Origin of the sequence: Bradyrhizobium frederickii (genome assembly GCF_004570865.1) — a bacterium.
GTDB classification, from domain to species: Bacteria; Pseudomonadota; Alphaproteobacteria; order Rhizobiales; family Xanthobacteraceae; genus Bradyrhizobium; species Bradyrhizobium frederickii.
In genome coordinates this window covers 210,267-231,488 of record NZ_SPQS01000001.1, presented here as the reverse complement: position 1 = coordinate 231,488, position 21,222 = coordinate 210,267, and the positions used below count along the sequence as shown (strand labels likewise).

Annotated in this window: 21 protein-coding genes and 1 pseudogene; 2 read left to right on the top strand and 20 right to left on the bottom strand. The window is 62.4% G+C overall.

The genetic code is table 11. From position 1 onward, the window contains the following. Positions 1-7: 7 nt before the first annotated feature. The 18 genes and pseudogenes from E4K64_RS01020 to E4K64_RS00935 all read right to left on the bottom strand — a co-directional run bounded on the left by E4K64_RS01020 (position 8) and on the right by E4K64_RS00935 (position 16,957). A pseudogene (locus E4K64_RS01020) lies at positions 8-2,316 on the bottom strand (xanthine dehydrogenase family protein molybdopterin-binding subunit). 2 nt (positions 2,317-2,318) lie between these two features. Next, positions 2,319-2,810 carry a (2Fe-2S)-binding protein gene (locus E4K64_RS01015; RefSeq protein WP_209311924.1) on the bottom strand — a complete coding sequence of 164 codons (492 nt, stop codon included), beginning with the start codon at positions 2,808-2,810 and terminating at the stop codon, positions 2,319-2,321. Between the two features lie 21 nt (positions 2,811-2,831). Continuing rightward, positions 2,832-3,938, bottom strand: coding sequence for an ABC transporter ATP-binding protein (locus E4K64_RS01010; RefSeq protein ID WP_135161754.1), 1,107 nt, complete (start codon positions 3,936-3,938; stop codon positions 2,832-2,834). Between the two features lie 2 nt (positions 3,939-3,940). After that, on the bottom strand, positions 3,941-4,846 hold the full coding sequence (locus E4K64_RS01005) for an ABC transporter permease (RefSeq protein ID WP_135161753.1): 906 nt from the start codon (positions 4,844-4,846) through the stop codon (positions 3,941-3,943). Then, positions 4,843-5,721 (bottom strand): ABC transporter permease, encoded by an 879-nt coding sequence (locus tag E4K64_RS01000; protein ID WP_135161752.1) that lies wholly within the window; start codon positions 5,719-5,721, stop codon positions 4,843-4,845. Before E4K64_RS01000 ends, E4K64_RS01005 begins: the two co-directional genes overlap by 4 nt. Before the next feature lie 83 nt (positions 5,722-5,804). Continuing rightward, positions 5,805-7,154 carry an ABC transporter substrate-binding protein gene (locus E4K64_RS00995; RefSeq protein ID WP_135161751.1) on the bottom strand — a complete coding sequence of 450 codons (1,350 nt, stop codon included), beginning with the start codon at positions 7,152-7,154 and terminating at the stop codon, positions 5,805-5,807. A 466-nt stretch (positions 7,155-7,620) separates the two neighbouring features. After that, positions 7,621-8,655 (bottom strand): Gfo/Idh/MocA family protein, encoded by a 1,035-nt coding sequence (locus E4K64_RS00990; RefSeq protein WP_135161750.1) that lies wholly within the window; start codon positions 8,653-8,655, stop codon positions 7,621-7,623. Positions 8,656-8,661: 6 nt separating this feature from the next. Beyond that, positions 8,662-9,111 (bottom strand): type II 3-dehydroquinate dehydratase, encoded by a 450-nt coding sequence (gene aroQ / locus E4K64_RS00985; protein WP_135161749.1) that lies wholly within the window; start codon positions 9,109-9,111, stop codon positions 8,662-8,664. Between the two features lie 13 nt (positions 9,112-9,124). After that, on the bottom strand, positions 9,125-9,871 hold the full coding sequence (locus tag E4K64_RS00980; RefSeq protein ID WP_135161748.1) for an amino acid ABC transporter ATP-binding protein: 747 nt from the start codon (positions 9,869-9,871) through the stop codon (positions 9,125-9,127). 57 nt (positions 9,872-9,928) lie between these two features. Further along, positions 9,929-10,756 carry a transporter substrate-binding domain-containing protein gene (locus E4K64_RS00975; protein ID WP_135161747.1) on the bottom strand — a complete coding sequence of 276 codons (828 nt, stop codon included), beginning with the start codon at positions 10,754-10,756 and terminating at the stop codon, positions 9,929-9,931. 52 nt (positions 10,757-10,808) lie between these two features. Next, positions 10,809-11,465 (bottom strand): amino acid ABC transporter permease, encoded by a 657-nt coding sequence (locus E4K64_RS00970; RefSeq protein ID WP_135161746.1) that lies wholly within the window; start codon positions 11,463-11,465, stop codon positions 10,809-10,811. Between the two features lie 10 nt (positions 11,466-11,475). After that, entirely contained in the window at positions 11,476-12,144 is a 669-nt protein-coding gene (locus E4K64_RS00965; RefSeq protein WP_135161745.1) for an amino acid ABC transporter permease, read from the bottom strand. 51 nt (positions 12,145-12,195) lie between these two features. After that, entirely contained in the window at positions 12,196-13,050 is an 855-nt protein-coding gene (locus E4K64_RS00960) for a shikimate dehydrogenase (protein WP_135162063.1), read from the bottom strand. A gap of 12 nt (positions 13,051-13,062) precedes the next feature. Then, on the bottom strand, positions 13,063-13,890 hold the full coding sequence (aroE, locus tag E4K64_RS00955; protein ID WP_135161744.1) for a shikimate dehydrogenase: 828 nt from the start codon (positions 13,888-13,890) through the stop codon (positions 13,063-13,065). A gap of 3 nt (positions 13,891-13,893) precedes the next feature. Next, a complete protein-coding gene (locus E4K64_RS00950; RefSeq protein ID WP_167771731.1) occupies positions 13,894-15,135 on the bottom strand; it encodes a CaiB/BaiF CoA transferase family protein in 1,242 nt (413 codons plus the stop codon). After that, positions 15,132-15,602 (bottom strand): MaoC family dehydratase, encoded by a 471-nt coding sequence (locus tag E4K64_RS00945; RefSeq protein WP_135161743.1) that lies wholly within the window; start codon positions 15,600-15,602, stop codon positions 15,132-15,134. The genes E4K64_RS00950 and E4K64_RS00945 overlap by 4 nt, the downstream gene beginning before the upstream one ends. Before the next feature lie 19 nt (positions 15,603-15,621). Next, on the bottom strand, positions 15,622-16,008 hold the full coding sequence (locus E4K64_RS00940) for a VOC family protein (RefSeq protein WP_135161742.1): 387 nt from the start codon (positions 16,006-16,008) through the stop codon (positions 15,622-15,624). 4 nt (positions 16,009-16,012) lie between these two features. Beyond that, complete coding sequence (locus tag E4K64_RS00935) at positions 16,013-16,957, bottom strand: ketopantoate reductase family protein (RefSeq protein WP_135161741.1); 945 nt, start codon at positions 16,955-16,957, stop codon at positions 16,013-16,015. A 102-nt stretch (positions 16,958-17,059) separates the two neighbouring features. On the opposite strand from E4K64_RS00935, the gene E4K64_RS00930 reads away from it, so the two are divergent. Beyond that, positions 17,060-18,040 carry a LysR family transcriptional regulator gene (locus tag E4K64_RS00930; RefSeq protein ID WP_135161740.1) on the top strand — a complete coding sequence of 327 codons (981 nt, stop codon included), beginning with the start codon at positions 17,060-17,062 and terminating at the stop codon, positions 18,038-18,040. A gap of 136 nt (positions 18,041-18,176) precedes the next feature. Here E4K64_RS00930 and E4K64_RS00925 read toward each other — a convergent pair whose 3' ends face one another. Then, positions 18,177-18,818: a helix-turn-helix domain-containing protein gene (locus tag E4K64_RS00925; protein ID WP_235884449.1), complete on the bottom strand. Its 642-nt coding sequence runs from the start codon at positions 18,816-18,818 to the stop codon at positions 18,177-18,179. Between the two features lie 395 nt (positions 18,819-19,213). On the opposite strand from E4K64_RS00925, the gene E4K64_RS00920 reads away from it, so the two are divergent. Next, a complete protein-coding gene (locus E4K64_RS00920) occupies positions 19,214-20,272 on the top strand; it encodes a carbonic anhydrase (protein WP_235884446.1) in 1,059 nt (352 codons plus the stop codon). Between the two features lie 195 nt (positions 20,273-20,467). On the opposite strand, the gene E4K64_RS00915 is transcribed toward E4K64_RS00920, so the two are convergent. Further along, positions 20,468-21,220 (bottom strand): outer membrane protein, encoded by a 753-nt coding sequence (locus E4K64_RS00915; protein WP_135162060.1) that lies wholly within the window; start codon positions 21,218-21,220, stop codon positions 20,468-20,470. Positions 21,221-21,222: the final 2 nt, after the last annotated feature.

Here is a 21,222-nt window from a genome sequence, read left to right as displayed (position 1 = left end):
GTCCTCCCTATTCCGCGGCGACCGGCAGCGACGCGTTTTGCAGCAGGCGCCAGATCCGGTTCGGCGTGGCCGGCATGTCGACATGGGTGACGCCGAGATGCGACAGCGCGTCGACCACGGCATTGATGACGGCTGCGGGCGAGCCGATGGTGCCGACCTCGCCGCAGCCCTTCACGCCCATCGGCGTGTGCGTGCAGAGCGTGGAATGGGTTTCAACCTTCATCATCGGCAGATGATCGGCGCGCGGCATGCAGTAATCCATCAGCGAGCCCGACAGCAGCTGGCCGGAGCCTTCGTCGTAAACCGCGTTCTCGAACAGCGCCTGGCCGACGCCCTGCACGATGCCGCCATGCAGCTGGCCCTCCACGATCATCGGGTTGATGACGGTGCCGACGTCGTCGACCGCGGTGTAATTGACCAGCGTCACCGTACCGGTCTCGGGATCGACCTCCACCTCGGCGATGTGACAGCCGCCAGGATAGGTGAAGTTGACGGGATCGTAATAGGCCTGCTCCTCCAGCCCAGGCTCCAGCACTTCCAGCGGATAATTGTGCGGCACATAGGCCGCGCCGGCGATCTCCTCGAAGCTCTTGCTGCGGTCCGTGCCCGCCACCGAGAACTTTCCGGCCTCGAACTGGATGTCGACCTCGGCCGCCTCGAGCAGATGAGACGCGATCTTCTTGCCCTTGGCGATCACCTTGTCGGTCGCCTTCGACAACGCGGCGCCGCCGACCACGAGGGAGCGCGAGCCATAAGTGCCCATGCCGAACTGCACCCGGTCGGTATCGCCGAACACGATGTCGACATTCTCGAAGGCGACGCCAAGCTTCTCCGAGACGATCTGCGCGAAGGTCGTCTCGTGCCCCTGGCCGTGATTGTGGGTGCCGATCATGACCGTGACCTGGCCGGTCGGATGCACGCGCACCGTGGCGCTCTCGTAGAGGCCGCCACGCGCGCCGAGCCTCCCTGCGAAGCGCGAGGGCGCAAGGCCGCAGGCCTCGACATAGGTGGAATAGCCGAGCCCGCGGAACTTGCCCTTGCTGGCCGAGGCCGCCTTGCGCACGCCGAAATTCTTGACATCGGCCGCCACCAGCGCGCCGTCGAGGCAGCCCATGGGATCGCCGGAATCGTACTGCACCAATACCGGCGTCTGGTACGGATAGGCTTCCTTCGGGATCATGTTGCGGCGGCGGATCTCGACGCGGTCGATGCCCATCTCGCTGGCTGCGACATCGACGATGCGCTCCAGCACGAAGGTTGCCTCGGGCCGGCCCGCGCCGCGATAAGCGTCGACCGGCACGGTGTTGGTGAAAACGACCTTCACATTGCAGTAGATCGCTGGCGTGGTGTAGACGCCGCCGAGCAAGGGACCATAGAGATTGGTCGGGATGTTCGGTCCGAAGGTCGAGAGATAGCCGCCCATATTGGCGAGCGTGTTCACGCGGAAGGCGAGGAATTTACCGGTCTCATCCAGCGCCAGCTCGGCCTCAGTGACGTGGTCGCGGCCGTGACGGTCGGAAACGTAGCCCTCCGAGCGGCTCGCCACCCATTTCACCGGCCGTCTGACGCGCTTGGCGGCCCATGTGATCACGGCCTCCTCGCCGTAATGGAACTGCTTGACGCCGAACCCGCCGCCGACATCGGGCGCCACCACCCGCAGCTTGTGCTGCGGAATGTTCAGCACCAGCGCGCCCATCAGGAAGCGCACCACGTGCGGAAACTGGCTGGTGGTCCACAGCGTGAAGCGATCGGTGCCCGGCTCGTATTCGGCAATGGCCGCGCGCGGTTCCATGGGGTTGCCGATCAGGCGGTTATTGACCAGGCTGAGCTTGGCGACATGCGCAGCCTTCTTGAACGCGGTCTCGACCGCGGCCTTGTCGCCGAGCTCCCAGTCGCAACAGATGTTGTTCGGAACATCGTCGAAAAGCTGCGGCGCATTCGGCCTGACAGCCTCGAGCAGGCCGACCACCGAGGGCAACACCTCGTAGTCGACCTTCAACAGCTCGGCCCCGACATTCGCCTGCTCCGGCGTCTCGGCGACGACGAAGGCCACCATGTCGCCGACGAAGCGCACCTTGCCCTGCGCCAGCATCGGGAACGGCGGCTCCTTCATCGGAACACCCTTGGCGTCCGAGATGCCCCAGCCGCAGGGTAACGAGCCAAGCGCAGGACCGCATGCCCGTGCGGCGAGCGCACGAAGACGCCTGCGGCCATGCCGGGGCGCTTGATGTCGGAGACGTAATTGCCGCGGCCAGTGAGAAAGCGCTGGTCCTCTTTCCGCTTCGGCGCGGCGCCAATGCCGATCACATTGCCCATGGTCACTCTCCCTTGGCGGCGTTCATGGCGGCAGCGCCGGCCATCACGGAAACCACGATGTTCTGGTAGCCGGTGCAGCGGCAGATATTGCCTTCGAGGCCGTGACGGACCTCGGCCTCGGTCAAATCAGGCTTCTCGGCAGCCAGCGCGACCGCCGTCATCAGCATGCCCGGCGTACAGAAGCCGCATTGCAGGCCGTGATGCTCGCGAAACGCCTCCTGCATCGGATGCATCAGGTTCGAGCCCGGCGCGCCTTGCAGGCCTTCGATGGTCAGCAGCGTCGCGCCGTCGAGCGCGGGCGCCAGCAGCGTGCAGCTCTTCACCGGCAGGCCGTCGAGATGCACCACGCAGGCGCCACATTGGCTGGTGTCGCAGCCGATATGGGTGCCGGTCAGGTTGAGCTGCTCGCGCAGCAGCTCGGCGACGAGCGTCGCCGGTTCGACATCCACGGTGGTGGGGCGGCCGTTGAGGGTAAAGGATATCTGCACGGTCATGCTCCTGTGCGCGACGGGTCTTCAGGCGAGTGGCAACGCGCTGCCGGTGGCCCATGTGGCCATCACGACATCGCCTACGGCGAAGGGATCTGCGAAGAAGGTCTTTTCCGGCACGTAGGCGACGAACTCGTCGTCCGGCACCGTGTCGAGCATGACCTTGACGAAATAGCCCTGGTATTCGATCGCGAGCACGCGGCTCGGCAGCGAGGTTGTGCAACCCGGAGGCAAGTCTCTGCCGGGCCGGACCAGCGCGACGTCGTCGCGGCGCACCGCGATATCGACCTTGTCGCCGACGCTGACGGCCGAGCGTGGCCGCAACGGCACCTCGATGCCATCAGGTGCGGCCCGCGCGAGCGTGAAGCTCGCGCCGTTGACCTTCTCGACGCGGCCCGACAACACGTTCTGCCCGCCCATGAACTCGGCGACATAGCGATCGTGCGGATGCGCGTAGACCTCGCGCGCCGGGCCCGCCTGCTTGATCTTGCCCTGCTCCATCACGACGACGAGGTCGGCCAGCGCAATCGCCTCGAGCTGGGTATGGGTGACGTGGATGAAGGTGATGCCGAGCTCCTGCTGCATCCGCCGCAGCTCCTGGCGCATCTGGACACGGAGCTGCTCGTCGAGCGCTGACAGCGGCTCGTCGAGCAGCAGCACGCGCGGCTCGGTGATCGCGGCCCGCGCCAGCGCCACACGCTGCTGCTGGCCGCCGGAAAGCTGGGCCGGCAAGCGGTCGGCGAACTGCGTCAGCCTGACCTTCTCGATCATGGCATCCGCTGCGCGCAGCCGATCGGACTTGGACTGGCCGCGCACGCGAAGTGCAAAGGCGATGTTCTCCCGCACGGTCAGATGCGGGAACAGCGCGTAAGACTGAAACATCATCGCGGTGCGCCGTTGCACCGGCGCAAGCCCGACGACGTTCTGGCCGCCGATCACGATCTCGCCGGCGGTCGGGTCGTCATGGCCGGCGATCATGCGCAGGATCGTGGTCTTGCCACAGCCGGACGGGCCGATAAAGCAGCAATAGGCGCCGTCCGCGATCTTCAGATTGACGCCGTCGACCACGTAGGTCGCGCCGTCAAAGCTCTTGCAGACGCCCGCCAGTTCGATATCGCCGCGATCGCTCTTCATTCCTAACCCTTTGTCGCGCTGCCGCGCCTTTTCTGGATCAGCACGATGGTACCGAGGCTCGCACCGATGACGACGAAGGAGACGATGGTGGTCACCGTGCCGAGCGCGTAGAGCGAGGGCGAGGTGACGTTCAGCGTCATGCTCCAAATTTCCAGCGGCAAGGTGTTCATCGAACCCGCGGTCTGGAGGCTGCGCGCGAACTCGTCATAGGACAGCGTGAAGCCGAACAGCGCCACCGCGACGAGGCCTGGCGCCAGCACCGGGATCATCACCAGCCGGATCGACTGCCAGCGGCTGGCGCCGAGATCGTAGGCCGCCTCCTCCCAGACATGGTTGAAGCGCGACATCACCGCGAACATCACGAGCACGCCGAACGGCAGCGTCCAGGAGAGCTGTGCGCCAAGTGCCGAGGTGTACCAGCTTGCGTTCAGCCCGAGGGCCTGAAACAGAAGACCCGTGCCGAGGCCGAGCACGAGACCTGGCGCGACGAGGCTGCCGATCATCATGTAGAAAACAAAGGTGTCGCCGCGAAAGCGCTTGCGGAAGCCGAGGCCAGCGAGGAACGAGACCACGACGGTGATGATGGTGACGATGATTGCGAGCTTGATCGAGCGGTCGAACGAGCCCTTGACGTCGCCGGTCCGCACCTGAGTGAAGAGATCGACGAACCAGTGCAGCGAGTGGCCTTTCATCGGGAAGACGAGACCGCCGCGGATATCCTGGAACGACAGGATGTAGATACAGAACATCGGGCCGTAGAGCGCGATCACGTATGCAGCGAACAGCGTCGCCAGCACGTAGAACGTCCAGGGACGGCCGCCCATGCTGGGCGCGATAGCCTTGGTCGTCGCGGGCGCGACCGTCTTGGACATATCGCCTTTCGGCATGTCGGCGAGAACCGCGCTCATCGCGTAATCTCCTGCCTGATGTCGACGGTGCGCAGGATCAGCGAGACGATCGCGACCAGCACCAGCGTCAGCAGCACGGCGCTCGCCGCCGCGGTCGGATATTGCAGCACGCCGACGTCCTCGTAGAAGGCACTGACCACCGAGGCCGAGCCACCGCCGGACATCACTTTCACCACGAAGAAATCGCCCATCACGATCGAGACCACGAAGATGGTGCCGAGCGCGATGCCGCTCTTGGACATCGGCACCACGATCAGGCGCATGATGTCGAAACGGCTGGCGCCGGCGTCTATCGCGGCCTCGATCAGCTTCTTGTCGATCCGCGCCATGGAATTGAAGATCGGCACGACCATGAAGATCGTGAGCTGGTGGACATAGGCGATGACGACAGCAAGATCAGAGAACAGCAGCACTTCCAGGGGCTGACGGATCACGCCCATTCCAAGCAGCGCCTGGTTGATCAGACCCTCTTTTCCGAGCAGCGGGATCCAGGAAATCATGCGGATAATGTTCGAGGTCCAGAACGGCACGGTGCACAAGAGGAACAGGCCGATCGCGAGCAGCTGGTTGCGGACGTGAAACACCAGAAAGTAGGCGACGAAGAAGCCGATGATCAGCGTGCAGATCCAGGTCAACACGGTGAACTTGATGGTCGCCAGATACAGTTTCAGCGTCAGCGCTGAGTGCAGCACCTCGACGTAGCTTGCGAGCGTGAAGCCGGGTGTCAGCCCGCCAAAGCCATCGGTGGCGAAGAAGCTCGCGGCTAGCACGACCAGGATCGGCGCTACGAAGAACGGCACGAGCACCAGGACCAGCGGCGCGACATAGAACCAGCCGGCGAGATTTGCGCGTGGCGGAGTTTGACTGGACTGCATAGCGGCAAACGCCTCGAAGTCGGTCTTCTCGCACCGGCGCGTGACGGCGCCGGTGCATCGCTTCAGGTCAGGGAAAGCAGATTTCAGGCCACCTTGAAGTCGTTCCAGCGCTTGTTCATGTAGGCGGCCTCGTCCATCAGCGTGTTCCAGCACGAAATGTTCTTGACGCGGTCGAGGAACGAGCCGCCGTCACGCTTGGTGCCGGCCTTCTCCATCGCGACACCGTAGGGATCGTTGACAACCTCGGGCGCGGGCTGGCCCTCGTACCAGAACGCCCATTCCGCCGGCGTCAGGAATTTCTTCGCGGTCGAGGGCACCGGGCTGTAATAGCCGTAGCGCGCGACGAAGCCGCCCTGCCAGCCCGAGAGATACCAGTTGAGATATTCATAGGCCGCGTCGAGCTTCTTGCCGGACAGATGCTTCATCAGGCCCATGCCGTTGCACCAGCCGCGATAGCCTTCCTTGCCGTTTTTGACGTTCACAGGCGCGTAGACGCAGGGGATTTCCTTGACGCGGACGGCCGCAACCGCCGGCGACCACATCGACTGGATGACCACTTCCCCCGCCGCCATCAGCTGCACCGACTGGTCAAAGGTGGTCCAGGTCGCGCGGAACTGACCCTGCTTCTTCAGCTCGATCAGCTTGTTGCAGGTGAAGTCGATCTCCTCCTTGGTCATGTTGCCCTTGTTTCCGTACTTGATCAGCCCGGCGCTTTCGAAGCAGAGGGCGGCGTCCATGATGCCGATCGCGGGCACGTCGAGGATCGCGGCCTTACCCTTGAACTTGGGATCGATCAGATCCTTCCACTCGGTCACTTCATGGCCGACCAGGTCGGGCCGATAGCCGATGGAGTCGGCGTTGTAGACCTGCGGCAGGAAGGTCGCCCATTCCGTGACGCCGTCGTGCAGATCGGTGGCGTCGGGCTTGGAGATGTACATGGCCTCATAGGGCGAGATGCCCTGACGCGGAATCTTGTGGCCGTCGATCTCGCCCTTGGTGAAGATCGGCAGGATGTTGTCGAACTCCTTGATCTTCTTGACCTCGATGCCCTGGATCACGCCGCGCTTGGCCGCGAGCTTGGCTTGCCAGCCCTCGAGATCGGCGATGTCGACCGTATTAGGCTGGCTTATGAAGCGATTGATGGCCGCGGAGGTGTCGAGGTTCTGCATCGTCACCTTGAAGCCGAGATCCTTGGCGGCCTGGTCGCCGATCGCCTTCACCACCGAGTAGGAGACGCCGACATGGCGCAGCTCGATATCCTTGATCTCCTGCGCCCAGATGGTCGGGAAACCGCGGATCACGTCCGATCCCGCTGCTGCGCCTGCAACGGCCGCCGCGCCCTTCAACAGCGTGCGCCGGCTCGGCTTTTTCACAGATCTCGCTTCCGTTCCCGCCGGATCGGAAGTGGATGTCTCCTTAATCCTGTCAGACATGGCAACCCTCATTGGTTACGATGAACGTTCGCCCCGATCGCCATTGACCGGCTGCGGATGTGATCAGTTGTGCGTGAGGCTAAGGGCGGGATTTTGCGAAGTAAAATTGGAAGTGAAAATTTGCGACATAAACGAGATTAATGGTCTGCTCGAATGCATCTTGCTTCAGCACAGCGCATAAGACGGCGGCAGTGTCGTGCTCGCCAGCGCTCCAAAAACAATCCGTCGCGTCGATATTGGGATCGGAGACGAAGATCGGGACTCCGCTGATTAAGAGACAGCCACGGGTAAAGAACAATCAATGGCTTATTCGTCGTACCACCGGGCTTCTCTGACCGAAATGGGCATTCGTCGCGCGATCATAGTGCTTGGTTGCACTTCCTATTGGCGGGGCCTTGATCGTCCGCCAATGTCGAGTGCGCGATAATCTCGATGCTCCGACGTTGATGCCTGTACTTTCCGGATATCAAACCGACACGAACTCTCCAGTTTCCGCCGCGCGTTTGACGGCGTCGATCACTCTGAGGGTTTTCAGCCCCTCGCGCCCGCTCACCACAGGCGCGGCCGTACCGCGGATAATCCCACAGAAATTGGCGATCTGCAGGCCAAGCGGGTCTCCCATCTCGTACCTCAACCGCTCCCGCTCAATCGGTGCCCACCAGCTGGGCTCGCTTGGGTGATGCCACAGATCGAGTTGCGGAATAGCCAGCGATGCCCTCGTGCCGCCGATCTGGTAGCAGGTCTCCTGCGTATGACTGTACGCCGGGTTCTCACCAGCCGTGAATTCCCAGCTCCAAGGCGACTGGATGGTATCGGAGACATTGACCGTTCCCAACGCGCCGGAAGCGAAGTGCAGGATGATCACCGCGGTCTCTTCGACCGCATTTCCACGCAGCCGATTGGATTGGGCAGCCTGTACTGCGACGATATCCCCGCACAGATACCGCAACAGGTCGACATCGTGGATGAGATTCAGGAAAATGGGCCCCGCTCCTTTCTCGCGGCGCCAGGCCACATCGAAATAATCGTCCGGCTTGATCAGCCAGAACATGCCATGCACCGATACGATTTGACCGAGCTTGCCGCTGTCGATCTCCGCCTTGGCGCGCTGGATCATCGGGTTGTGGCGGCGATGATGGCCGGTGAGCAGCGGCACGCCCACACGCTCGGAGGCTTCGACCAACGCCTGTGCAGCCACGACGTCATCCGCTAACGGCTTCTCGATCAGCGCCGGGATGCCTGCAGCGATACAATCCATGCCGTTGGCCACGTGCATCTGGTTGGGGGTCGCCACAACCACCCCCTCCGGCCGGTTTCCGGAGAGCATGTCCTGAAAGGACGGAAACCAGTTCACGTTCAGCGAAAGCGCCAGCTCGCGTGCCGCCGGAGCCGGATCGACGATCGACGACAGTACCGCCTCCGGCCGCGCGAGAATGTGCTCGATGTGTCGCCTGCCGATGAGACCTGCTCCCATCACCGACAGGCGGACGGGTGCACTCATAGGATGCTATCCCTTTTTCTCGTCAAGCAGCTTGGCCACACGACGCAGACCGAGCAGATAGCCCTGTGTGCCGAACCCGGCGATGACCCCGTCAGCCCGTTTGGACACGAACGAGTGGTGGCGGAATTCCTCGCGCTTGTGCACGTTGGAAATGTGCACCTCGATCACCGTCCCCTCGAACGTGTTCAGAGCGTCCAGGATGGCGACCGACGTATGGGTGAAGGCGGCGGGATTCATCACGATGCCGGCCGCAGTCTCGCGCGCCTCGTGGATCCAGTCGATCAGCTCGTATTCCTTGTTCGACTGGTGAAAGCGTAGCTCCAGTGCGAGCTCCTTGGCCAGCGCCCGGCAATCCCGCTCCACGTCCGCAAGCGTCTCGTGACCGTAGATGTGGGGCTGGCGCTTGCCAAGCAGATTGAGATTTGGCCCGTTGAGGACGTAGACGAGACGACTCATAGAAGAACTCCGTTCAGTGATGGGCGAGGATTTCGCCAAGGAACTGCTTGGTGCGGGCGTGCTGTGGATTGCGGAAGAACGCTTCGGGCGCGCCTTCCTCGATGATCTGCCCTTCAGCCATGAAGATGACGCGATCGGCAACCTGGCGAGCAAAGCCCATCTCGTGGGTGACGCAAATCATGGTCATGCCGTCATTGGCGAGGCCTATCATCGTATCGAGCACCTCCTTGACCATCTCAGGGTCAAGAGCCGAGGTCGGCTCGTCAAACAGCATCACCTTGGGCTGCATGCAGAGCGCACGCGCGATCGCGACGCGCTGTTGCTGACCGCCCGAAAGCTGAGCCGGATATTTCTCGGCCTGATCACCGATGCGCACGCGCTCGAGATATTTTCGCGCGGTCGCCTCCGCCTCGGTTTTGCTGATGCGGCGCGCGCGGATAGGCGCGAGCATGCAATTCTGCAAGACCGTCATATGTGGGAAAAGGTTGAAGCTCTGAAAGACCATCCCGACATCCTGACGTACGACATCGATTGCCTTGATGCTGTCGTCCAGCCGATGGCCGTTCACCACGATACTGCCCTGCTGGATCGCCTCCAGGCGGTTGATACAGCGGATCAGCGTCGACTTGCCCGAACCGGACGGACCGCAGAGCACGATCTTTTCACCTCTGCGCACGGTTAGATCGACGTCGCGGAGAGCCTGGTACCCGCCGTACCACTTCTGCACGCCCTTCATTTCGATCAGGATCTGGTCCTGCATGCTGGTCTCCCCCGTTGGGCGGCGGCCAACGCAGATCGCGTCGGCCGCTCGCAGTGACTACTGGACGGTGAAGGGAACGCCGGGAACGGAGTCGGGGAAGACCGGCACCGGGACCTTCATCCATTTGGCGTAGAAAGTGGCCAACTTGCCGTTCGACTTGATCTGGTCGATGAATGTGTTGACCGTCTCGTTCCACTCCTTGTCGCCTAGGCGCGTGCAGGCCCCGTTGTACAATGCGGTGAAGTGAAGCTTGGGCCCGAAGCCAAGTTCCGGCTTTGCGGCGTTGAGACGCTGGGGATAAAACAAGTTCGCACCGACGGCCTGGACCTGGCCGGAAAGCAGCGCCTGGATCGTGGCCGCGTCATCGTCGAACCTGCGGATCTCGGTCCCGGGCGGGGCGTTGTTGGTCACCTGAGTATCCTGCGTGGAAGACCTGGGAACGCCGATGACGAATTTGCCCATGTCGGTATTGCTGTTGATCGGGGTCGCCTGGGCGGCGACAAGCGTGATCTCGTTGGCGACATAGGGCTTGGAATACTGCACCGCCTTTGCGCGCTCGGGCAGCATGGCCATGGTTGCGAACAGGATGTCGACGCGGCCTGTGGTCAGCGCCGGAATGCGATTGGCCACGGCCAGCGGGACGAACTCGGCCTTGACACCGAGATATTCAGCGAAGGCGCGGCCCATGTCGGCATCGATGCCATCCTGCTTTCCCGAGCTATCGACATAGCCCCAGGGCGGATTGTCGCCCTGAATGCCGATGACGACGACGCCCTTTTTCTTGACATCTTCCAGCGTGCCCGCCTGCGATTTACCTGCGACGGCGATGGCCACCAGCATCAACAGCGCAATGCCGAACTGGCGACGGTTGAGTGAAAACAACATGAACTTCCTCCTCCTGGTGATGGCTGTGTTTGATTGGGCAGGTGCGCCGTTCCTACCTTTGACCGGCCATGGCGAGCCGGGCCTCCATCCGACTGCCCCACCACGACAGTGGCCAGCAGAGGATGAAATACATTGCGCCGACCACGCCGAAGACGAGCAGCGGCTGGAAGGTCTGGTTCGAAACGATCTGACCGGCGCGGGCGAGCTCGATGAAGCCGACGATGGCGGCGAGCGAGGTGCCCTTGATGAGCTGAACGAGATAGCCGATGGTCGCCGGCAGCGAGATGCGGATCGCCTGCGGCAGCACGATGTCGCGCATCCGCGACGAATAGTGCAGTCCGAGCGCCATCGCCGCCTCGGTCTGGCCGCGCGGCACGGCCTGGATCGCGCCGCGCCAGATCTCGCCGAGAAAGGCTGAGGCGTTCACGGTGAAACCGATCGCGACCGCGACGAAAGCGTCGAGCTTCAGCCCGGTCAGCGCCAATCCGTAATACACGACGAAAAGTTGCAGCAGCAGCGGAGTGCCCTGGAATATCCCGATGTAAATGCGAGTGATCCATTCCACGCTCCTGTGACCACAGGTGCGCAGCAACGCGACAGCCAGCCCCGCCGTGCAGCCGCCCGCAAACGCGACCAGCGTCAGCAGCACCGTCCATTGCAGCCCACGCAACAGGAAGCCGAACTCGGGAAGGCCAAAATGCGGCGTCATGATCTCCCCCTCAGCGTGTCGGATATGAGAAGAAGCGGTGAGAGACGAGCGCGAAGCCCAGCATCAACATCCAGGAGATCGCGAGGTAGAGGAAGGTGACGGAGAAGTAGACCTCGAAGCTGCGGAACGTGTCGCTTTCGATGCGCTGTGCGACCGACGTCAATTCGTAAGCCGATACGGCCGAACAGATCGACGAGGTCAGAGTCAGCATGATGAACTGCCCCGTGAGCGAGGGGTAGATCGCGCGAAGCGCGGGCTTGAGCACAATGAACCGGAATACCTGTCCTTTGTGCAGGCCGAGCGCGTAGCCGGCCTCCACCTGTCCCTTGTGAATGGACTGCACCCCGCCGCGGATGATCTCGATGGCATAGGCGCCGCCATTGACGCCGAGCGCGATGATCGCCGTGGCGGTCGGATTGAGCTTCAATCCGATCAGCGGCAGGGCGAAGAACAGAAAGAAGATCTGCACCAGGAAGGGCGTATTGCGCACGATCTCGACGAAGCCGATCACGAGGGCGCGCAACCAGGCCGCCTTCGAATCGCGTGCCGCAACGCCGGCAACGCCGATGATCATCGCGAGCGTCATTCCGGCAAGCGCGAGGCTCAACGTACCCACGCAGCCCCACAGCAGCGCAGGCATTGCATGCCAAACCACCGAGAAATCGAGCGTGTAGCCCATCTTGCGTTTCCTCTCGGGCGTTGTGCGTGCCGCTCGCCCATCGGCCGGGTGTCACCCTCCCAGGGATGCAAAAGTCGCGAAGAAGACGTCTGGATCAGGTGAGATGCCCGTGAACAGGCGGAATGCTTCCGTGCCCTGGAAGATCGCCATGCCACCGCCATCGACGGTACGGCAGCCGAGGCTACGTGCCGCGCGCAGCAGTGCGGTTTCCAGCGGGAAGTAGACGATTTCGGCGACCCACAGATTGGGCCGCAGCAAGGCCACCGGCAGCGGCGTGCCCGGATACTTATCCATCCCGATCGGCGTTGCGTTGACAATTCCGTCCGCGGCAGCCACGGCCGCCGCGACATCCTGGCCGGCCCTCAAGCGTCCCTCTGCAAACCGAGGCGACAGGCTATCCACCAAGCTCTGCGCCTTGGCCGCGTCGACGTCGATAATGGTCAGGTCCTGCACGCCGAGCTTCATGAGCGCGAAAGCGACCGCCGAGCCTGCGCCGCCCGCACCGAATTGGACGACGCGACCAAGTGATGCACCTTGCATGTTACGGCGAAAGTTCTCGGCGAAGCCGAACCAGTCCGTGTTGTGGCCGGTCATTCGACCGTTCCTGATGACCACGGTGTTCACCGCGCCAAGCGCCTCCACGTCAGGCGAAAGCTCGTCCAAGAGCGGAAGGATCGCCTGCTTGCAGGGATGGGTCACGTTCAACCCGTCAAAGCCCATCCGCCTTGCTGCCGTGAGCAATTCGGGCAACGCCTCCGCACCGAGTTTCAACTCTGCCAGATCGATCTTCTTGTAGAGATAGCGGATGCCGACGGCGTCAGCGGCCGCTTCGTGCATCGGCGGGGTGCGCGACGCAGCGATGCCGCTGCCGATCAGGCCGACGAGAAAGCTGGGTTTTGGATGCATGCTCGGCATCGGTCAGTTCAAGGGGACGGTCAGCTCGGCGATGACCCGGGCCGTGCCCGGTCGAACGCCGCGCCACCAGTCAAAAGCTTCGGCCGCCTGCTCGACCAGCATGCCGACGCCGTCGGCCAGCTTGGTGACGCCTTCGGCGCGGGCTGCTTGCAGAAAGGGAGTCAATCCCTTGCCATAGGCGAGTTCATAGGCCAGCTCCGCACCGCGGAAGACATTGCCCGGAAGCGGCGGCATTTCACCGCGCAAACTGGCGGACGTCGCGTTGACTACGACGTCGTAGCCCTCGGCAAGATCGGCGAGTTCAGCGTAGCCGCTGACGATCAGGGGACCACAGCCGGCAAACTCTTCGGCCAGCGCCACCGCTTTCGACAGCGTTCGGTTGACGAGAACCAGCTCAGACGGCTCCTGGCGCAGGAACGGCAGCAGCGCTCCACGCGCTGCTCCCCCAGCGCCGAGCATCAGGACGCGCCGGCCGGCCATCTTGACGCCGAGATTGAAGGTGATGTCACGCACTAGGCCGATGCCGTCGAAATTCTCGGCAATGATCCGATCGCCCTCGAACTTCAGGCAGTTTGCGGCGCCTGCGCGTTTGGCGCTCTCCGAAAGCTCGTTTGCATAGGCGAAGGCATCGAGCTTGAACGGGGCGGTGATGTTCAGCCCCTTGGCGCCCGCCGTCCGGAATTGATCGACCCGTTCGTTGAAGCCATTGAGGGGTGCCTCGATGGCCTCGTACACGAGGTCCTGTCCCGTCATCTTGGCGAACGTGCCATGGATAAGGGGTGATTTGCTGAAGCCGATCGGATTGCCTATCACTGCATAACGATCGCTCATGGCTCACTCCTGCACGGCGGCTTCGTTGTAGAGCACGCCATCGCGCACCATCACCTCGACGAGCTCGGCCGACAGACCCAGCGAGGCGGCGATGCGACGATTGTCCTGGCCGAGCAGTGGCGCCGGCGTCCGCACCGTGGTGTCGCAGTCGGAGAAGCGGAAAGGCAGGTTCGGCAACGTCACCTTGCCCAGCACGGGATGCTGCTGCTCGACCAGCATGCCGCGCGCGTGGATCTGCGGATCCTTCACGACCTCTTCGATGGTCTGCACGGGAGCGGACGGCACACCCGCTTCCTCGAGTGCGGCAAGGCAGGCATCCCGCGACGGCTGCGACAGCGTCCAGTTGCGCACGATGTCCATCGCTTCGGCATAATGGGCGTTGCGCGCGGCAGGCGCGGCGAAGCGTTCGTCGGATGCCAGGCTGCTTCCTCCGATCAGCATCGCCAATCGCCGCCACGCGTCATCGACTTGCGCGGCAATGACAAGATTGCCGTCCCTGGCCGGAAAGACGCCATAGACGGTCGAATCCGGCTGGCCGCTGCCGGTCTGCTTCGGCAGGTCGGTACCGCCGGAGAGGAAGTAGCGCTGCACCGCATAGTCGTGCATCGAGACCATGCAGTCGTACAGCGCCAGATCGATATGCTGGCCGCGCCCGGACGACACGCGGCCGACCAGCGCCGCATTGATGGCAGCCACACCGTGAATGCCGGTGTACATGTCGGCCAATGGCATCCGCAGCAGCGGCGGCGCTTCGCCTGGAGAGCCCAGTTGCGCCAGGGCGCCCGACATCGCCTCTGCGATCAGGCCGAAGCCCGGACGGTCGGCATAGGGACCGGTGTGGCCATAGGCGGAGACCGAGCAGTAGATCAGTTTGGGATTCCGCGCCGACAGCGCCTTGTAGCCGAGCCCGAGGCGATCGAGCGCGCCGGGGCGGTAATTCTCGATGAAGACGTCTGCTGTGTCGATGAGCTTCATCATCATGTCGAGACCGCGCTGATCGCGCAGGTCGATGCACAATCCCTGCTTTCCCATGTTCTGCTGCAGGAAGTAGCCGGATTGTCCGTCCTTGAAGTAGCCGTGGGCGCGGCCGGCATCGCCAGCTTTCGGACGCTCCACCTTGATGACCTCAGCGCCCATCGCAGCTAGGCAGCGGCCCATGAACGGGCCTGCCAGGAAATGGCTGTAGTCGATGACGCGAATGCCTCTCAGCGGCAAATCCTGGAGCGGCAGATCTTGCGCGGTCATGCCTGCTCTCCTGCGGCGTTGGTCTTCGGGCGCATCGGAATCATCAGCCGATGCTCACCGAGTTGCACCACTTCGCCGCGCTGATTGATCAGCTCCGAGGGCAGCACCACGATGCCCCACCCATCACGCTTGGTGGTGCGCATCGACCCGACGCGGAACTTCACGTGCACGGTGTCGCCGAGCTTGATCGGCAGCTTGAAATCCCAGGTCCAGCCCAGCGACATTCCCGGCAGGAAGCGGTAGTCGGCACGGGTCTTCAAACCGTCGGCCAGCGACAGGCCAAACAGCCCGTGCGCGACGCGCGTGCCGAACGGTGTGGTTTTGGCGTATTCCTCGTCGACATGAACAGGCGTGAAATCCCCCGTCAGTTCGGCATAGGCATTCACCATCGCTTCGGTGACCGTCATCGAGGGGGTGACGCATTCGTCACCGACCTTGGCATCGTCCCAGTAGCGCTCATCGGTCATGTCGCGTCTTCCTCTCACTCTAGGCGCGGGGATTGATCGCCAGGGCGGCTTCCACGGCGCCTGCGCTGGCTTGCAGGATCTCGACGTTCAGGCCGCCCGGAAGCTCGAGCCAGTTCGGCCCGGCGGGCAATGCCTTGGCGCCCCAGGCGGCGGCACGGGCGAGCACGCCTTCGTAATCATCGACCATGATGCCGAGATGGGCGAGACGCCCTTCCGGTCCGGCAAAATGCGGATCCTCGATCAGTTGCACGCTTCCGAGCACCCATACCTGACGCGGGCGCGCGCCGTCGGCGGGTTGCTCGTCGCGAACGGCAAGACCGAGCACCTCACGAAAAAAGCCAACGTGATGATCGACATCAGGCACGCGGATCGCGACGTGTTCGACGTAAGCGCGGGGCAACGACATCGTGTCAGGCCTTTCCCGGATAATCGTTGCGGGCGTATTCGAGGCCCTTGACCAGCGCGACGAGGGTCGCGTTGACGGGGGTCGGCACGTTGAGCTTGGCGCCCCAGCGCACGACCGAGCCGTGGATGTAATCGACCTCGGTCAGATTGCCGGATTGCAGGCTCTGCAACATCGAGGTCTTGAACTCGGGCGGGAGTCCGGCAGAGGCCATGGTCCAGGCCCGGCGCGGATCGGCGATCGAGATCTTCACGCCGGCCGCCTGAGCGACCGCGATGCCCTCCGAGATCGCGGCCAGCGCGCAATCTTCCAGGATCGGCAGCGAATAGAGCCCGCCATAGGTCAGCCCGGTGACCGCGGTAATCCCTCCTCCGGCGACGTTGATGAACAACTTGTCCCACATCGTGCCCAGGATGTTGTCGCTGAGCAGCGTCAGAATGCCGGCACGATTGAAAGTCTCGGAAATTCGCTGTGCGCGTTCCGTCAAGCGTCCATCGAGCTCGCCGATGATGGTTTCCTTGCCGACGACCCCGGAGCGGACATGGCCGGGACCGAGCAGCACGCCGCCGACATAGGTCTTGCCTGCCATGACCCGGTCACGCCCGACTTCCTCGGACAGGATGTCCTCGTGACCAAGACCGTTCTGAAGCGACATCACAACCGTCTGCGGCCCGATGATCGGCGCGGCCGCCCGGATCGCATCGCGCGTGTGATAGGATTTGACGAGGACGATGACGAGGTCCGCCACGATGCCAACCTGGCCCGCGGAGGTGCAGGCAGAGACCCTCACGACGGTCTCGGCGTCACCTTCGAGCATCCGCAGACCACCGGCGTTGATCGCGTCGACATGAGCCTGGAACGGATCGATCAACCAGACCTCGGCACCACCACGCGCCAGCGTGCCGCCGATGGTCGAGCCCAGGGCTCCTGCTCCGATAAAGCAGATCCTCATCCGAACGCTTCTCCCTCGCCCATTTTGGCGTTGGAGGAGTGCTAGCAGGCCACCCTGTATTTGGATATGCTATGATCCTTATAACCATTATTGCGAATCGCAATGAAGCACCCGGACCTCTCCGAGACGAACCTGCTGGAGCCCCGCCTGCTCCGGCTGTTTGACGCATTGTTCGCCACCGGCAGCGTCACCAAGGCAGCCGAGAAGCTCGGTCAAAGCCAGCCGACCATTTCGATCTGGCTGGCGCGCCTGCGAAAGGAGCTGGACGATCCGCTCTTCATCCGGTCGGCGGAGGGAATGCTGCCGACCCCCCGGGCCGAGGCGCTCATCGGCACGGTCAGGCAGGCGTTGGAGATGCTGCGGAGGCTGGCGGAGCTTCGTTCCGAGTTTGATCCGGCGACTGCGAAGCGCCGCTTCGTCATCTGCATGACGGATGCAAGCCACATCACGCTGCTTCCGGCCATCCTCGCCCACGTTCGCCGCGTTGCGCCGGGCATCCGCATCGAGGCGGCGCGGATCGGCGGCGATACCCCACGAATGCTGCAGGCCGGCGAGGCCGATCTGGCGCTCGGCTACATCACCGATCTCGACGCTGGACACTTCCAACAGGCACTCTTTCCGCAGGATTGGGTCTGCCTGGCAAACCCAAAACACGCTCGGATCCGTGACCGCATCACCGCAAAGGATTTCAAGCGCGAGGCGCACGTCCTCATTCGTTCCGGCACCGGACATCAATTGCTCGCGGATGCGCTGAGGGAGCAGCAGATCGTCCTTGATGTCGCACTCGAGCTGCCCGGCTTCCTGGGGCTACCCGCAATCGTCGGAACGACTGACCTGATCGCCACCCTTCCGAGGCACATCGGCGAAACGCTGGCCCACTATTACGGATTGCGCGTGCTCGACTGCCCACTCGCGATCGCCGGCTTTACGGTGAAGCAATATTGGCACGCCCGCTTCCATCACGACCCCGCAAACCAATGGTTGCGTGACGTCTGCGGGGAACTCTTTCAACAGCAGGAAGTGCGGGGTCTACATCGTTCCGGTCGGCCAAAGAAACGAAGGCCACGCGATTTGACGTCGTAGTCGAGCGTCTGATAATGCGGAAGCTAAACGTTCGGTTTGCGCAAAATGGCTGCCGATGTCGTGTGTCCGGGCCTCGAAGCCTTGGTTGGTGAGTGATCGCGTGCCGACGCAGACCCTCCATCAGCGAGGAAGGTCATCAGGCGAGCTGCGCAAGCCCGCCCCGGTCCAGCAACACCAGCTGTCGCTGGGTTTGTCCATCGAACCGTAGCATCTTATCATCACGCAGGATCGAAAACGCGCGCGACACGGTTTCGAGTGTCAATCCAAGATAATCAGCGATGTCGCGGCGATTCATCGGCAAGCTTATGACGTTCGGATGAGCAAGCCGCTCGTCCATTTCGAGGAGGAATGCGGCTAACTTCTCGAGCGCCGTCTTTCGTCCGAGGAGAAGCATGTGGTTCTCGGCGTGCTGAAGATTGCGCGTGACGAGGCTGAGAAGGCTTGCCTGGCCCTGTTCCTGGTGCGCGATGGTATCGAGCAGGCTGCTTCGGCTCGTGATGCGAACGTTGGCATGAGTCACCGCTTCGGCAGTGAAGCGGTGACTTGTCCCGTTCTCCAGCCCGAACATATCGCCCGCGAGATGGAACAAGTTGATTTGTCGGCGGCCGTCGGAGAGCATCTTATAGGTCCGGATCGCACCGGAGACGATCTGGTAAACGTAATCGGCCTCCTCTCCCTCACCAAATACTTCCGTCCCTCTGCGATAGGTGAACTCGCTGCAGGTGATCTGCTCGCCGGCAAGGGCTGCCAATTGCCCATCAACCGCGGGGCGGCTCATCGTGGTAGTCCTGATCAACATTGCAGAACTCCGTACAAAATGGACAGGCAATGAATTCGGGAACTTTAGGCAATGGGCGCATGAGCGCACTTGATCTGGCGCAATTTCAAGGCAGCCTACGTCGTTGCCGCAGTCGTGGGCTCAGCAACGGATATCTGATGCTCGAAAAGACGAAGTTCGCTCCCCTTTGCCCGGAATGCAGAGCGGCTGGCCACACCGGGCGCCATGACACCGCCGCGAACTGCATGTTGACCAGCCTCAGTGCCCACTGAGCACCTTACGAATGCCTATCTTCATGGGAGACGTCGAACCGGCCTTGCGCAGCCCGGTTCAAGGCCATTGTGGTGCTCTCATCACGTTCGCGGACCGTTGAGTTTCGCAAGGTGCTCTGCGTGATGGACGCCTCGACCACGCATTTGCTGCCGCAATTGCGGTCTCAGGCCTCGTTGACACAGATCAATAGGTGCAAGGCGATTTGTCGGGAGCATGCCCGGTGTCGGCCTGCCGATACGATGCTCTCCGGCGGGCGGATTTCTTTGGATCACGTCGCAAGTCATGCGCAAGGCAGTTCGGCCAACGGAGTCAAATTGAAAAAGGTCGATATAACCTACCGCTACGAGGCACGAGACGATCAGCCCAGGCTCCTGCCCCCGGATAGCACCGCGGCACTAGTTCGCTTGGACGGCGGAAACCGGGAGTTCGCCGCGCTTCTCGACCAGGTCACCGACGAGACCGGTGCGATACAGCGGGTCATCCCAGTCGATCCACGAGACTTAGGTCTCCTACAGGACAGCGGTGCGACACCAAGACAAACTCCGTTCGCCGCCGTAGTCGGCTGCTCGGATGCGCGAGTGCCGGTCGAACTCATATTCAATCAGGGCCCCAATGATCTCTTCGTGATACGCGTAGCCGGCAATGGCTTGGGTCCAGATGTGCTGGGAAGCCTGAAATACGCAACCGAGAACCTCGGCGGCAGCCTCAGGCTTATTGTTGTCCTGGGGCACAGCGGATGCGGCGCGCTGACAGCGGCGGTCGATGTGTTCCTGAATCCAGTCGACTACCTTCCGCTCGCCACCAAATCCTCACTCCGGAATATTCTCGACCGGCTGCTGATCGTAGTACAAACGTCAGCAAAGAGACTACTCGCTGCCTTCGGTCCCGATATTGCGCAACGACCCGGCTATAGACAGGCACTTATTGAGACCTCAATTGTCACCAATGCAGCACTCGCGGCGCACTCGATAAGCGAGTTCGCCCCCAACGATCCTTCAAGATTGAAGGCCGCGTACGGTGTCTATCTGCTCGAAACCCGCGAGGTATGGGCTCCACGTCCTGGCGAGCTCAAGGGAACGGGGCTGGCCGAGGCGCCTCGCGACCTCGCCGGATTTGTCGAGCTTGGCGATGCACTTGTTCAATCGGAGCGAATCATTTCCTTCCTGAAATCGCAGAAATAGCTTTCCCGCGGAAAGAGGAATCCGCATGCAGACATTTTCACTTCCTGTCAGCATGGGACCGCCTAGATCTCGCGCCTCGAAATCTCCCTGACGTCGAAAGAGTCGGTCCACGTAAAAAGCGCAGAAGGCAACTCGTGCTCCCAGGCCGGCATTCCTGCCGGCCTGGGTCATGGAGAAAGCACAAGCTCGGTGGGATCAGTACCTCGCGACAACCGGCTGGCCGACCGGGCCGAAGCGGTAGTTGAAGCGCAGGGTGAGCATGTCCACGTCCTGACTGACCCGATTGAGAGCGCCCGCGACGATTGGATTTGCGACCGAGAAGGAGTTGTTGGCGTCACCCATGAACAAGTGATCGTATTCGATGCCTGCCGACCAATTCGGCGTGAAGCCATATTCAAATCCAACGCCCACGACCCCACCCCAACGGGTTGAGCTCGCCGAGGCCAGGGTAGTACCCCCAGCTGTGGTGAATATGTCGAACTTATTGCTCGTGACGGCAGCGCCGCCCTTCACATACAGCAGCGCGGCGTTCCAAGCATATCCGATCTGGCCGGTGAAAAGGCCTATGCCATCGGTCTTGACGCGTGTCGAGAACGCTGGCGCGATCACGCTAACGCGTGAGCTGTTGAGATCAGCCCAATCGCCCTGTCCTTCCAGGCCGAAAACGAATTGGCCGGCTTGCCAACGATAGCCAAGCTGTCCGCCGATGATGCCTCCGGACCGATCCCGGCAGCCGTCTGCAACGACTCCCCCAGGCGTAACGAAATCCCAGCAATTGTGGCTTTGACCCCAACCACCATTGCCGCCGATATAGAAGCCTGTCCAGTTGTAGATCGGAGCCATAACGGGGAGCGGTGCGGCCTTGACGGCCATATCGGCCGCGGAGGCGGGAGCTGCCACACCCAGCAATGCGACCAGAGCGACAGTAGCCAGCAGAAACTTTTTCATTT